We start from the raw sequence: 15091 nt of genomic DNA on the forward strand, positions 1-15091 counted from the left end.
ATCATTCAAAGATACGAATCCGGCATCTGTCAATAAAGTCTTGGGAGTCCCATTTTCATAGATCACATTACCGCAATAATCGGTAGTAGTTGTATTTCCTGCGATACTATGTACAACACGTAGTTTTGTGCCTGCTGCATCATAAAGGTAAGAAATAGAGCTGCCATCTTCGAACTCTATACGGTCCGGTAAATTTAGGTAATTATATTGAATACCAGCAATCTTTTTATTCAAATCTTTCGATAAATTACCATTGGCGTCATAGAAAGACTCTATACTCTATTTAACTACGTTTTTCATATCTAAAAACGGAATCGAGTAAGTTGGCTTATAAGAAAGTTCCCCTGATGCAAACTACTCTATTATGATTATTTTGCACCAGAGGAAGATTCTAAGCTTTAAAAATATAAGAATTACCAAACTTCAAGCCAATAAACCACATAGTTCTTATAAAAAGTAAGCCCTTTAGTATAGCCATGCAACCATCTTTCAGGTAAGCCAATACCTGATCTAGAAAGATGATCTTTTTTCAAAAAGCGACCTTTTTCTGCATTTAGAACATACAGGACGGCATTATCATAGAAGTCGGAAGGAAACTTGCTCTCCCAAAGACGAAAATTAGGAATGGGTAATACATCAATAGATTCACAATTTTGTATTGAATCTAATGTAACTATCTCAAAAGTATCATAATTATAAGGAATAACCATTAAACAGGAATCTTTAATATGATATACCTCTTTTGCCTCTAGAGTCACTTTTTTCTTTAGTTTTTCAATATCCGAATCTTCGTAAGATATTGCCAAATGAATATAGCTTAAATACTTACCACGTGGAAATGTCAACGCCATAAGTCCGATCTTCTTGTCATCTATTTTTCTGGGAAAATGAGATACAAGAGATTTTGGATATAAACTTATTATCTCCTTATATTCCCGTTTATCACGTTCATCAGGGACAGTTTGAGATAAACAATTATTAAAACTGATAAAAAAAGAAACAAATAGTATTAGTATTGTTTTCATATAAGTTGGTTTATAAAAAATAAAAAAAGAAATTACCCTGATATAAATTAATTATTAGTTAACTTATGTCAGGGTAATACAGAGCATAAGTGAGAATAATAACATAAATAATATCTAAGTTTAGAATTTTTCATTTTATATCCTTTAATAATAGGTATAACAATCTGTGCTAATAATAATGGTAAAGTAAAAGTTATATTCTTCATGAAAGAAGACTCGTACTCATAGAAAAACAACGAGAATAGTATTTTTATAAGACATAGAATATACAGCATTTTTTGTATATACATAAGATATTTACCAACTCTTCCAAAAGACGTCATCTAATTTATTTTTAATAGGTTCAAGTATATCATAAGCATTATGTTCTTCGTTTATTTTTGATTGGGTGCCTGTTGCAGCATTACTCTAAACATACTATTTATTTTTAATTTCTTGTCCTCTTAGCGAGTATGAGATTCTTTCTTACTGGCTTGCTTCCTTCTGCTAGCTTCATCCAAAGAGTATTTATTTGATCTTATTGTTATCTTATATCCAAGAAATAATCCTATTAAAAACAATAACAAATAATTGTATAATGTAGACTTATATTCAATAGAAAAAGTTATATATACCACAAGAAACCAACAATATGCTTGTGTTATTATTCTATCAGATTTTAAATATAGTGCCCGAATTAAACCTTTCCCCTTCAATGACCGTTTGGGAATCTCTATATAAGGAAATAGATAACTCATCATTCCACCTATTACTATAATAGCTAATGCAATTGCAAGTATTACCCTAAAAATAAATATTAGAGTAGGATATTCAAATAAAAAAGAAGAAAAAATACAATAGGGGATCACCATAAAACTGAACCACAGAAGTGATTTTTTATATATTGCTATAAATAGATATCTCATATAGTAATAAGTTATTTGATAAAATTAGTTCATTTATTACATACCATCTTGTAGCTTATATCCCTCGACGTGAATTCACCATACCTTGGCTATTCACATCAAGGGGTATAATATTGAAGTTTTTAAGGAGTATTTTTTTTATTTGCTTGATCTACTATATATCGGTTAGCTCTTATTGCTATTTTTTTTCCAAGGTATAGTCCAAACAGAAGTAATATTAAATAAGCTATTGCTTTTTCGTGCCTATAGAAAACTAGATATATTGCAAAGAAAACGGCATATGTCATATCTATATCCTGTCTAAATTTCAAATATAAAAAATCAACAATATTATTTATTTTAGTATTCTTTTCTTTTCGCTCTTTATTACTTATCAATAAGTTTAACACCTTACCTATCAGCCATGCTATCCACGATATTAGCAACAATATTACAACCATATACATATAGTCAAATTCTCCAAAATCAGGATGGAATAAACAATGAACTATCATTAAAATACTATTGAGAATAGTAATCTTCTTAAATATCAGTATAAAAATATCTCCCATATATCATTTTTATTTAAATAATTCTTTTATCCAATTATAAATATTCCCTACATAATCTGTCGAATACTCTTTTTTACCTTCGACTTGATTTGTATGAGTTTCATAAGCATCTTGAGTGGGATCAGGATTTGTTAGTTCCATACATGCTCTATCTACAGCTAGACCTATTATTACTTTTCTCCCAACTTTGATTATTCTCCTTTTATCATTAGGGTCTATTTTCGGAGCCGGGTCTCCATTAGGCATCATCCCCGATACATTAGTATCAATGCTTTTTGCGACATTCGCCTGATTCCGGTCCAGTTCTTCTTTGCTTTTCCTTTCTCTATTTCGCTGATGCTCATATTCCGGACTAATAGCATTCTTCGCTTGATAGTATAAAAGAGTACCAAAAGCATAAGACATCCTAGGAGTATCTGTTATTATTTGTCCAACTTCTGCAAACTTTCCTGATGCATGTCTCATTATTTGTTGATCCGAAGGCAAATTATAACTTTGAGGATACGTTATCGGAGAATAGAATGGAAGAGGTGCATAAGGCATTGGAACAGGTATTACTTGCTTTCCATCTGGGTCAATATATTTAATTGTATTGTTCTGACAATAAACATACACGCTCCAACTATAATCCTTATCCGCCATCGGATCCACCACATGCCATCTACCCAACGCTGCATCATACATTCTCGCTCCATAATCATACCAATCCAGTCCGCCTTTTCTATCCAGTTCTTTTCCGTTGTACTTGTAGGGCTGAACAGAGGAAGTTGAAGCAAAGATACCGCCAAACGGATAATAATGATTCACTTCTTCCACTACTCCATCCTGCGATGCAACCACACGATTGTTACCTTGATGATCCTGCAAGTAATAATGATACTTATTATCATTCAAAGATACGAATCCGGCATCTGTCAATAAAGTCTTGGGAGTCCCATTTTCATAGATCACATTACCGCAATAATCGGTAGTAGTTGTATTTCCTGCGATACTATGTACAACACGTAGTTTTGTGCCTGCTGCATCATAAAGGTAAGAAATAGAGCTGCCATCTTCGAACTCTATACGGTCCGGTAAATTTAGGTAATTATATTGAATATTGATTATCTTTTTATTCAAATCTTTCGATAAATTACCATTGGCGTCATAAAAGTACTCTGTATTCTGTTTTACTCCGTCTTTAAAATTAAAATTATCACCAAAAGCGGAACCCGAAACAGAATCATCAACCCTTTTCAGTTGGTTGCCACTCAAGGTGACGGACAGATTATCTACTAATCCGTAACCATTGGCAGAAGTTTGTCCAGATCGTTTCAATCCCAAGATATTACCATTTTTGTCGTAACCCGTTATTTGCTCATTGAAGCGGTTGACATTCAGAGAGAGAGTTTCACCCTCACCATAGGTAGCATTTTTTAGCCGGGATAAAAGATCGTATTCAAAACGATAACCCCGAATGTCTGGGTTCGCACTGGTTTTCCAGGTCATACTACTGATATTTCCGTTATAACAAGGTATGCCGATACCATCCGTATAATATAGTTTCTGGGAAAATAACGGACTTTCGATAGAGGTCAGCCAACCACGTAAATTATAACGGTTGGTTGAGGTTAGTGAATGGTTCCCGTTCACTCTTTTGACATTGGCGATGTGTCCCAACTCATCATAATTATACCTAAGAGTATCAGATACCAAGTCATTCACCAAACGAGCTTCTGTCAACAGACGTCCGGCATGGTCATAAGTTTTAGTTTGGACAAGTGAGATATTTTCTACTTTGTCATTGGATGCTGTAATGTGGTCGCAGAAATCATACGCCATGTTCTGAACGTGCACCTTACCATTTATATCCGTGCTACGTACTTGCACCGGACGTTGAAAATAATCATAATAGGTACTGGTGCAAAGCATTTGATCTGTACCGATAATCCGTGTCATCACTCCAGTCTGCAAATTCTTGCAGTTCAGTTGTTCAGAGTCGTCTCCAAATCGATGTCCATAATCATTGCTATCTATATAATCCATTGCTGCAGTGAAGCAAGAATTAGCCTTTTTATATTGATAGGTATCATAATATGCCACCTTTTGGATATTCAGGCTGTCCATTTTTAAATAACTGCTAAAAAGATAACCATAATGGTTGTTTGGCTTATCCGGAGCAAACTCAACAGATGCAGAGCTGCTGTATGACATCATACCTTTATAAATGCCAGTCACTACTTCTCTTCTCAACTTATCATAAAAAGTACATTTCCATTCGTTCCTTTTGCGCATCTCCCCATCTCGACTTCTCAATAATTTTCCGTCCTTGTCGAAATACATGTCTATCCATTCCGCACCAGGAAGTTTCTTACCTCTATAATGGTTGAGCTCATCATAGCGATATTGATAGGCATAAAGATCTAATGCATCTTTCTGCCCAAGCGTCTGTAAACTGCTGACTGCCATCGGTGGAAGAACAAAAGCCAGATTCCCGAAATCATCATATACTTGATAAGTATCCAGCGTATCTGCACCACTGATGGTACGTGATACAATGGTTTGTTCCAATTTATTGGTATAGGTAAGTGTAGGAAGCCCTGCTTCATCTTTTTTTTCTTCCACTACCAATTCTCCGGTTGCATAAAATCCTTTTTGCGACAGAACGGGATTATCTTTTTCTCCGTTCACCTCAAATAGTCGAATCTGTGATGTTCCTGAATTTGTCTGATAAGAAACCTTTTCACTATGCCCCGTAGTATGCCAGTCTTTTCCAGGATTGTATTTCTCTGTCAATCGGTTCAGGGGTGAACCGTCATACAGAGATTTTTCACAAGCATACTCATCATTATACAATTCAAGAATATGCTTTCTGAAATCGGATGATGAAACATAGTCGCCCGAACCGGGACAAACAGCCGGAAGCCATGAACAACTATCACGATACATCCTATCGTACTCCTTTCTGTTTACCAGGCTGTTTAATGCAGGAGTTATACCGTATTGTATTGTCTGTTCTGTCCTGCCGAATGGATCAAGATAATCTATTTCACGAGTGGCGCTCAACGGTCCCTGCAAATCGGAAGCAAAAGGAGTGTTAATTATACTTTTCTCTGTTGACACATAATTCTTTATATCCGACAATTGTTGAACAGACTTTTTCCCTTTCACTTTTATAACAATAGTACCATTTCCTCCTTCTGTTACAAAAAAGTAAGTACCCGGAGATAACCCAAATACATCAAGACTTGTCAAGTAATCATCTTTCTCCTCTTTCCTAACTAGATGACGGGTAGAATCGTATAAGGTGATATTGTTCAGATACTCTTCTGATATGATGGATATATCCATCGTATCTTTTATTGTGAAACGATGATATACACAAGGCCTTGAAGAAGATCCCGAAGGAACAAACATATATGGATAATAGAAAGTGCTATAATCCAGGCTATCCGAAAAACTTCCGACCTCCAAAGGGTGTTCCCAATCAATTCCCGCATTATCAACAATACCTGTTACACGTAGTTTAGGTTTCCGATATGCAGAATCCGGATAGTAAGCATGAATATAAAAATCACCTACACCACATCTGAAATCTTTAATTTGCGGTAAAGAGTTCTCATTTAGTGGATATTCATTGCTACTAACCAACGATCGATAAAGAGTTTCCATTTTTAGAATGGGATTTACACCTATAGTGTCCAAAGGAACTACACTTATCATATTGATACTATCCAAACTAAATTTACAATATACATCTCCACCGCTAAAAGTTCCGAGTCTTATTTCTTGAGAAAAATTCCTCGTAAAATGTCCTATATCAACAGATGTATATTCATTTACTCCCACCGGAGATAAATAAATGTTGGTTTCAAGCCTCTTGGTAGGTTTTTTCGTATCCTCTGACGCTACACTATAAAGCTCATATTCGCCAGGTTCTAAGACTTCATACAATACAGGAGAGTGAAGATGTACTTGTGTAAGGTCTTCGTCAAAAGTAAAATTAAATTTATCCTGATTACTAAGTACCTCCTTTACTTTGTGACTATCACTACTATAACTTTTCTTTCTGAATCTACCGGTAGAGTTTAATGGTCTATAATTGAGACGGAACGAGGTATAATCCGTGTCAGTCCCCATCATATTAGCCATAAATAAAGTGGACCTGTCCTGTATGGTAAAAGTATAGATAACGTAATTATGAAGCTCACCTTCGTAGAATATATAACGAGGAACATCACTAAAATGAGCGATTTCCGGCTCTTTATAAATATCTGCAAAATGCATCCTTTTATCAACCAACTGTGGATTATTACGACCATCCACCGCCATTAATGCGCAAAACAAGAATAAGAAAAATATTAAATGCCTTTTCATAATTATCTGTTATTTAGAATAATGATATCTGTTATATTCCATCAATTGAATGTCTCCCTTTTCTCCTCTTCTAAACCTTTTTTTCAGACGCCCTTGAAGGTCATACTGGAAAAAAGAAGTTTTTCCATCAGGTTGAGAAGTATATTTCATACCAATCTGCTGCTTATAATCATAGATTGTTATCTGGGCATGCGGCAGAAGTCTGCGTAGTTGTTCTATATTCTTAATATTAGGTTCACTCTCTTCTGAAAGACTTTCCGGTTTTCTTTTTAAGGCAGACTTTACTTCATTATAAGTACTTCCTTTTATTTCAGCTATCGGATATTTACCGTAATATGACCATAGATAAATTGTAATATCATTATGAAAGTTTCTTAGCGTAATAAGATTTCCATATTTATCATAGTTGTCATAAGCTTCAATAAAAGACGTCAAGCTATCGGTTAAATAGCTTGTCAGATCCATATTTTCAGGTAATCTTTTTAGGAGGCTACTGCCCCGCAAAGTTCTTTTTTGAATACCTGCACTACTCGTTGGCTCATAATAGAGATATATAAAATCTATTATTTTCCGTTTTTCATCTTGTGACTTCTTCAAGTACTTTATAATGGCGACCGGTTCCTCTATTCTATTTAACCGGATTAAATTGTCATAATATATAGTTGATGGGAGATTAGATGATTCTCCCGGATGCACATACTTTAAATACACATGATCCCCATTACTATTGACAGTTTCTTTTTGTGTGACAAATCCATTTGCATTATATTCATAATTATGAAGAATTGACACTCCGTTTTCATCTGTCAGTTTTTCCTGAATCAACAAACAAGGGACAGTAAATATTTTACTCGCCAGAATAGCTCCAGTACCAGTATCTATCGAAACTTCATAATCGGCAGTTTTATTTTCTACGTTATAATGATACTCTTCCTCTGCTACTTTATGATAGCGATTGTTATAGGTCGTCTTAAACAGTAGTTTTCCCCTGAAGGCTGCCAGATCGTTAGGAGCATAGTTCAGAGCCTTATCTAATACCTGATAAAAGCCGAAACTTCTTCTGTTCAAATTGTCCGGTGTTCTAGTGACAGCTTGCCCAAACTCCGCATTATCAGGGATATCTGCCAATGAAGAGAAATGATAACGACAAAAACTTCCGTCGTCAAAAGTCTCAGTGACATAACTATAACCTATCGGATATTCGGATATATTATTGAATCGCCCCATACAGTTACTGCTGATTGAGTAAACATTCAGATTTTTGGTTTCCATATAATCATAATAGTTATAACTGTATACCATATCTTCTATAGGCATACGATAGCGTGGCAGTTCATGGGTTCTTCCACTTTCCATTCCTGTCGTAGGGTCAAGGTAGTTGAACGAACGTTGCCTGTCTTTTTTTGTAACAGGGTCATGCAATGTCAGATGTTTCACACGTACCCCACCCAACGGAGCATCATAAGTTGCCATATTGGTATCCCAAGCAAAAGAATCAGTTCTTTTGGTCAGGTAATGCCGGTAACGGTTGTATTCATAATCAATCTTTTCTTCCCCTTTGGTGGGATAAGTGATCGTATTCAGCATTGTACAGCTAGAAACACCTGTGTTGACAGCCTTTCTTTGTTCAAAATTCCCATCATAGAAAAACGTATTGGCATTGTCTATTTTTTCATAGCCACCATTCCAGAAGCCCCAATGATCGACGTTTGTAGTCAACGGATCCGGTAAATCATTACTCATATTATAGTCAAAAGAGTAAATAGCAGGGCCCTCACTTTGATCATGCAAGGTCACATTTTTCAGAAAGAAGTAGCGCCCTGATGTCTCATAATCAAATTTGCATGATTTTATAACTTGGGGGGCTTTTGTCATTGTTATACTTGAGAGATAGATTAAATCATTCCCATCCGAATCACCGAAAAAATTAACAGGGAAAGTCTCGGTAATAAAATTCACAAGCACACTTCCAGTGCTAATTGTCCTCAAAATAGGGGTATACACTTTATCTTCCATCAAGAAATGATCTGTATCTTTATCGTTTATACCTATTATTTCTGCTGGTTTAGTATATCCATTCTTATCAGGTTTATAATTTATCCATCTTGTTCCGGTTACATTAGAATTCATGAATAAGTGATACTTATTTTTTTGCAGACAACTTTGGTATGAAAAGGATATACCATTATTTTTTGTCTCATCCTGGATAGAACTTAGGTACCAGGAAGTAATCTGTACCGGTCTGCTTCTTAATCTACCGGGATTATTGGGTAGGCTGTATTCTAAACATGAGACGTCTCCTCCAAAATAGTAAAGATAGCCATCCGGTGTCGTGATCTTGATGACAGAGCGTTTAGGAGCATTTGTGGTACTATAATCCTGAACAGACATTTCACTTAAATCTATCCTATATCCGCCTCCTGATATACATTTGGCATTTCCACTATTGTCAATAATAAAACGTCCCTTGTGCGGTCCGAAATTAAAATCGAAGATATCGGGAGCCATATCATATTCAGTATCCGGATAAAGGCGGTCTTCAGTAGCATTGAAAATCTTCAGTTTGAGCAGATCTTCTTTACTGTACTGCTTAAACTTTCCGTCGCGGATAGCAGCCAGCAGACCGCTTTTCTGCTCCTGGCGAACATCATCAGGATTTCCCACTACATTTCTTGTAATAGCGCCTCCTACATTCAGTATCCAGTTATTACCTACCACCGAAGGACGCCGGCCCGGTTTGAAACCATCGGAAATATACTTGATAGACATGTTCAACTCAAAAGCCGTATCTTTGTAATCGAACAATGGGATATCCAGATCAAGCAACCCGTTGTAGTAGTTCACACGAGTGTTGCCATATTGTACGAATTCTGCTGTTTGCGGTGTAGAAAACCCGAGATTCTGCGGTGAAAAATAGTACCCTTGAAAATCGGTCGGAATAAATCCGGAACTGTTTTGCGCATATATATGTGTGCCTGTGCCTAACAGCAGGAGCAAACACAACATTTGTTCTATAAAATTCTTCTTTCTCATTTTTTATATGATTTATCTTATGAGTAATAAAAAAATAGAGAGGGTGAAATAGAAAACTTATACACCCTCTCTTCAAATGAACTAACCCCCTGTATCTTTACAGATTCATCGCATTACCGCCCAATACGCCCGCTACTGCTGACGCCACTGCGATGACTACTTTCAGAATCACATCCCAAAGGGATTTTTTAACTGCCATAACCTTACACACCTCCTTTCCATACTCTATTAATAATTGACTGATTTCAATAACCAATTACGTTTAATGATTAGTTACTTTCAATACCCTGTTACTTCCTGAAAACCTTCCTACCTCATATTCTCGTTATCCTATTGATAACTAATCCTTTACTCATCAGGAGTTCAAAACTCCGCTTTCACCTCAAAACATGGACACGCTTTGATCCATTCTTCCGGTTCAATCTCCCCGTTTCCGTTGCGGTCGGGACTTAAATCCCGATGACCGCACACCCGGCTACCGGGGAAAGTCTCAAGTAATTGATGTACCAGTAAGCGGAGTGCCGCCCGTTGTTCCGGTGTCCGCGTGTCTGCCGGACAACCGTGGGCATCCAAACCGCCTTCGTAGCAGATACCGACACTGTTCGAGTTGAATCCTTTCACGTGCGCACCGATACGTTCAATCGGTCGGGTGAGGTGCACTGTTCCATCCTTGCGGATGTAGTAGTGATAACCTGTTCCGTTAAATCCACGCCGACGGTGTTGCATCTCCAAGTCATCCGGGGTGAGAGAACGGTCGGCACGGGTGGCGGAACAGTGGATCACGATCAAATCAATCTTTCTCATCATAGTGCCACTATTTTTCTTATCAGTTGTAAACATTATCTGCACTCTACGAATTAAGCTGCCGGATCCGGAGCTTCACCGCTACCTCCACCGGAGTCTCCGCCACCTTCATCACCGGGATCTTCACCATCGGTTTTCTTTTTCTTGGGCGCGTCGAGATCCAGAAACTCGATTTTCTCACCGGCACGGGTAGACGTCAAATTAGGACGGACACTGCTCGAAGGACGGAAATTGATGTTCACCGTCTTGATGTTCTTCATCGTACACTCATCTTTCGTGTCCACTCCCCGCGTGGTAGCGGAAAGGCTGAATACACCAAAATCATGGATATTGACGGATTTACCGTCGAACAGCGCCGTACGCATCGCTTCTACGAGATTAGTCAGCACACTCTGAATGTCACCCAGCGACAGGGAACTTTTCTCTTTCATCGTGTAAGCAAGTTTATCCAGGTCTACACTCTGTCCCTGCGTCACAAGTTGCGGATGATACTTCACCACCCCATCAACCTTTCTCGGGTCTTTACGACCCATTCTTTTAAATGGTATTGCCATGATAAATTAAAAATTGAGAATTAATAATTGAAAAATAAATATTACAGATTGCGGTTGTCGCAATCAATATCGGAAGAGAGGAACGAGCTCTGTTTCTTTTTCTTTCGATACCTCAAAGATAGTGTATTATAAGGGGATGGAATGACGTACTTTGTCTTACTTTGACCTAGTTTGTCTTACTTTCATTCAGAATGTATTTACTTTTATTCAGAGTGATTTTATTTGACTTATATACTTGGACAAGCGGGAGATTTTCCGTATATTTGGAATACGATAAAATTAATTTTCCGAAGATATGAAAGCAGAAAAAGAAGAGATAGCAGAGGAGCCGTTTGTCATACGTCCGTATTTGAAATCGGAGCTGGCACATTTATATAATCCGTATGTACCGTTGGTGTATGCCATGCGAAAAATGAGGGAGTGGATCAGAAATAACAAGGAATTATATGACGCAATGTATAGCGGCGGCGAAGGAAAAAACGACCACACTTATAGTGCAAGGCAGGTGCGGCTCATCGTGAGGTATCTTGATGAGCCATGAATCTCTTTAGGGTAAGTGCTGATTAGCTATAACGAAAATAAAATTAGCTATAATGAAATCGAGATTAGCTATAATGAAATCAGAATTAGCTATAATGAAATCAAGATTAGCTATAATGAAATCAAGATTAGCTATAATGAAAACAAAAGCGGTTATGGGGGTATTCTGTCCGATATCTGTTTTATAATGCCAGCCCTGCAACCGTGCCCTGTCGATATTATGGTGGGACGCGGTGTAATACATGGTATCTTGAGGACAAACAGGCTGTGTGTTTTCTTATTGAATGCTGTTAGTTTTCTTATTTAACAATGTACACGTGCGCAGGCGCGAGAGAATATTCTTTTTATATAGAAAAAGCGTGTAATTGAGGTGGAGGGGTTCCACCTCAATTACACGCTTTTTTCCATCAAATAAAATATATAAAGAGAATAAAAAGTATAAGTAAACGATAGGAACAAAATAAAACGTACCTTTGCGTCTTTTTAGACCAACATTTTTTAACACTAGTCAAATAACACTTAAAATCATGAGAAAAAAGACATTTTTTCCGAAGGCTTCGTTTACCAGAACAAACAGGCTGTAACACTCGAAAAGGGAGAATTTCCCCAAATATCCCAGTTTATCACGCAAATGCTTGGCACTGTCAACAATTTGTATACCAACAGAATAGAGGTAAGTCCAGGCGACCGCAAGAAGTTTCTCCTCCCCTTTGTCCATCTCTGTTATGACCATGACTCTGTTTTTAACATTAAAAGCCCCAAATACTTTGCAGAGTTGTTGTTTATGGCTGTTGATTTCAAGAAATCAGATGATTCGGACGAATCATTAAGCGTGGAAGAGATTGATTGCGAGATACAAAGAATGAAAAGAACGCTTCTTGAGGATTAACACGAAAGAACCGACTGTTAAAAAACTGCTTTTTGAGTACCAAAAGCAGTTTTTTTATTCTACATGAAAAGCCGTCCTTTGCAGTGTGTCAATATTGACACGACTTACATTCATATCAATAATTAAAATGGAAAATATCTCAATAACGACATACAGGGGATTATCACTTGTATCAGGAAGTATCAGTATCCGGCAAATGTTCGAATTTATCCGGGGGGATGTCTACCGGGACAGAATCCGGAGACTCCGGGAAGCAATGGATGCAGGAGAAACGGTGAAAGCAGACCACATGAAGAAGCAACTGCCCTACTGCACCATCACGGCTACTTACGCCAAGGAAAGGCTGGCTTACAGTCTGGACACGTATCAGGACATCATCACGCTCGACTGTGACGATATGCCGGCAGAAAAGATCCCGGAATTCCGCCAACTAGTGAACGATTGCCCCGACACGCTAGGCAGCTTCGTCAGCCCCCGGATGCACGGGCTGAAGATCTTCGTCTATCTTACCGGCAATGAAGCGGAAGCCTTACGCACCGAACTGAACGCATTAGGAACCATAGACTTCCTCACCCTCGAACGCTACCACCACCGCATATACGCCCTGGCAAGCAGCCAATATGAAAAGCTGCTCAATACCAAAGTAGACACCAGCGGGAGCGACCCGGGACGCGGATTCTTCGTGTCGCACGATCCGGACGCTTTCCTCTCTACCGAACGACTGGAAAACGTGAAGCCGCTGACCGTAAAAGTGACACTGCCCACTGAAGAAGAATGTAAAAACAAGAAGCGCAAAAATCCGGGAAAACGATCCCCGCTCCTCCCCGTGCAGGAGAATGCGTCGCCCATCGACCTGCAAGTGCAACTTGACTTCCGCAAGGCGCTGGAGTACACCAAACGCAAAGAACGTCTCGAAATAGGCAACCGGGACAATTTCTTCTATTGTCTCGGCAATCAGTGTTACCACCGCCATATCACGGAAGAGGAAGCCGTCAGTCTGGCACACAGTCATTTCGGCGACCTACCCGACTTCGACCTCGAACTGCCCTTGCACAATGCTTACCAATACACCTCAAAGACCGATCAGGCGGAAGAAGAAAGCCAACAACCGAGAATATGCCAAGTCATCAAATTTATGGACGAACACTACGAAATCAGGAGAAACGTGGTGAAAGAGCAAATCGAGTTCCGGAAAATAATACCTGATCTCCCTAAAACAGAGCAGCCGCCTTTCAGTACATTGCGCACAAAGGATGTCAACACATTCTATATCAACGCACAGATGAAGAAGATATACAGTTCGCAAGCTAATTTGAAAGCACTGGTAGACTCGGACTATGCAAAGCCGTTCAACCCGTTTATTCATTATTTCACCTCACTCCAGACATGGGACGGGAAAACAGACCACATCGGCCAACTGACAAAAACAGTGAAAGCGGCAGACCAGGCTTTTTTTGAAGACAGCTTCCGCCGCTGGCTGGTGGGAATGGTGGCATGTGCCATCGACGACGAAGCGCAAAACCACCAGTTGATGCTGCTCCACGGCGCACAGGGAAAAGGCAAGAGTACTTTTGTCCGCCATCTCCTCCCACCGGAGCTGAAGGATTATTATCGCAACGGCATGATTAGTCCCGACAACAAAGACCATCTCCTGCAAATGTCGTCCTGCCTGCTCATCAATCTGGATGAGTTTGATACACTCTCTCCCGCACGCATGCAGGAGTTGAAAAGTCTCATCACGCAAGATGTAATGAACGAACGGAAGGTTTACGACATCCAGAATTATACGTTCATCCGCCGCGCATCATTCATCGCCAGCACCAACAATCCGCACTGTCTGCCGGACATCGGCGAGAACAGGCGCATCCTGTTCAATACGTTGCTGGAAATAGATTATCACACGCCTGTCAACCATCAGGGGATATATGCACAAGCATACGCACTCTACCGGCAGGGGTTTCAATATTGGTATGAGAACCAGGAGATTACGTTTCTCAACAACCGCAATGAGGCGTTCCGCCAAAAAGATCCGGTAGAGGAGAATCTTTTCTTCTATTTCCGGGCAGCCAGACCAAACGATATACAAGCAAAATGGTATCCTGCCTCCCAGCTGCTGTCGATATTGAGTATGAACGGGCGCACACAGGCCAACGCACAGATGAAACAAATGCTGGTCACGGTATTGGAAAACAACCATTTCCACTCACGGAAGACCTCCAACAATATCACGGAATATTGGGTGGTGGAGTATTCGGCCGAAGAGCGCAAAGAAAATTCAATACGCCCGCAGCTTCCGGTGCAGACGGGGTTGGAGTTGTAGTTTTCCCGCGAAATGGCAGTTTTCACACGGATAGTCGTTTTTCCACAAAATAGCTTTTTCCTCCAAATAGTCGTTTTTGCACGAAATAACAGATAAACGGATAAATTAGTGGCA

Annotated in this window: 11 protein-coding genes and 1 pseudogene; 2 read left to right on the top strand and 10 right to left on the bottom strand. The window is 38.9% G+C overall.

The window, feature by feature from the left end:
• The 9 genes and pseudogenes from BSAG_RS25370 to BSAG_RS02985 form a co-directional block, all read right to left on the bottom strand.
• Window positions 1-273 (bottom strand): annotated as a pseudogene (locus BSAG_RS25370) (hypothetical protein); the annotation flags it as partial.
• 140 nt (window positions 274-413) lie between these two features.
• Complete coding sequence (locus BSAG_RS03015) at window positions 414-1025, bottom strand: hypothetical protein (protein WP_008644190.1); 612 nt, start codon at window positions 1023-1025, stop codon at window positions 414-416.
• Between the two features lie 443 nt (window positions 1026-1468).
• On the bottom strand, window positions 1469-1930 hold the full coding sequence (locus tag BSAG_RS25800; protein ID WP_008644181.1) for a hypothetical protein: 462 nt from the start codon (window positions 1928-1930) through the stop codon (window positions 1469-1471).
• A 122-nt stretch (window positions 1931-2052) separates the two neighbouring features.
• Window positions 2053-2481 carry a hypothetical protein gene (locus BSAG_RS03005; protein WP_008644180.1) on the bottom strand — a complete coding sequence of 143 codons (429 nt, stop codon included), beginning with the start codon at window positions 2479-2481 and terminating at the stop codon, window positions 2053-2055.
• A gap of 9 nt (window positions 2482-2490) precedes the next feature.
• Window positions 2491-6837, bottom strand: coding sequence for an RHS repeat-associated core domain-containing protein (locus BSAG_RS03000; RefSeq protein WP_008997740.1), 4347 nt, complete (start codon window positions 6835-6837; stop codon window positions 2491-2493).
• Window positions 6838-6846: 9 nt separating this feature from the next.
• The gene (locus BSAG_RS02995; protein ID WP_004315492.1) at window positions 6847-9870 is read right to left on the bottom strand and encodes a hypothetical protein; all 3024 of its coding nucleotides are present in this window, start codon (window positions 9868-9870) and stop codon (window positions 6847-6849) included.
• 97 nt (window positions 9871-9967) lie between these two features.
• Window positions 9968-10069 (bottom strand): smalltalk protein, encoded by a 102-nt coding sequence (locus tag BSAG_RS25065; protein WP_151874894.1) that lies wholly within the window; start codon window positions 10067-10069, stop codon window positions 9968-9970.
• Window positions 10070-10233: 164 nt separating this feature from the next.
• Window positions 10234-10677, bottom strand: coding sequence for an N-acetylmuramoyl-L-alanine amidase (locus BSAG_RS02990; protein ID WP_004315493.1), 444 nt, complete (start codon window positions 10675-10677; stop codon window positions 10234-10236).
• 50 nt (window positions 10678-10727) lie between these two features.
• The gene (locus tag BSAG_RS02985) at window positions 10728-11228 is read right to left on the bottom strand and encodes an HU family DNA-binding protein (protein WP_008644168.1); all 501 of its coding nucleotides are present in this window, start codon (window positions 11226-11228) and stop codon (window positions 10728-10730) included.
• Between the two features lie 295 nt (window positions 11229-11523).
• On the opposite strand from BSAG_RS02985, the gene BSAG_RS02980 reads away from it, so the two are divergent.
• Window positions 11524-11769 (top strand): DUF4248 domain-containing protein, encoded by a 246-nt coding sequence (locus BSAG_RS02980; protein WP_004315498.1) that lies wholly within the window; start codon window positions 11524-11526, stop codon window positions 11767-11769.
• Between the two features lie 507 nt (window positions 11770-12276).
• Here the strand turns inward: BSAG_RS02980 and BSAG_RS02975 are convergent.
• A complete protein-coding gene (locus tag BSAG_RS02975; protein ID WP_004315501.1) occupies window positions 12277-12501 on the bottom strand; it encodes a hypothetical protein in 225 nt (74 codons plus the stop codon).
• 283 nt (window positions 12502-12784) lie between these two features.
• On the opposite strand from BSAG_RS02975, the gene BSAG_RS02970 reads away from it, so the two are divergent.
• Entirely contained in the window at window positions 12785-14977 is a 2193-nt protein-coding gene (locus BSAG_RS02970) for a VapE domain-containing protein (protein ID WP_008997741.1), read from the top strand.
• The last annotated feature ends 114 nt before the right edge of the window (window positions 14978-15091 follow it).

The sequence above is a fragment of the Bacteroides sp. D1 genome (assembly GCF_000157095.2).
In the GTDB taxonomy this organism is placed as follows: domain Bacteria; phylum Bacteroidota; class Bacteroidia; order Bacteroidales; family Bacteroidaceae; genus Bacteroides; species Bacteroides xylanisolvens.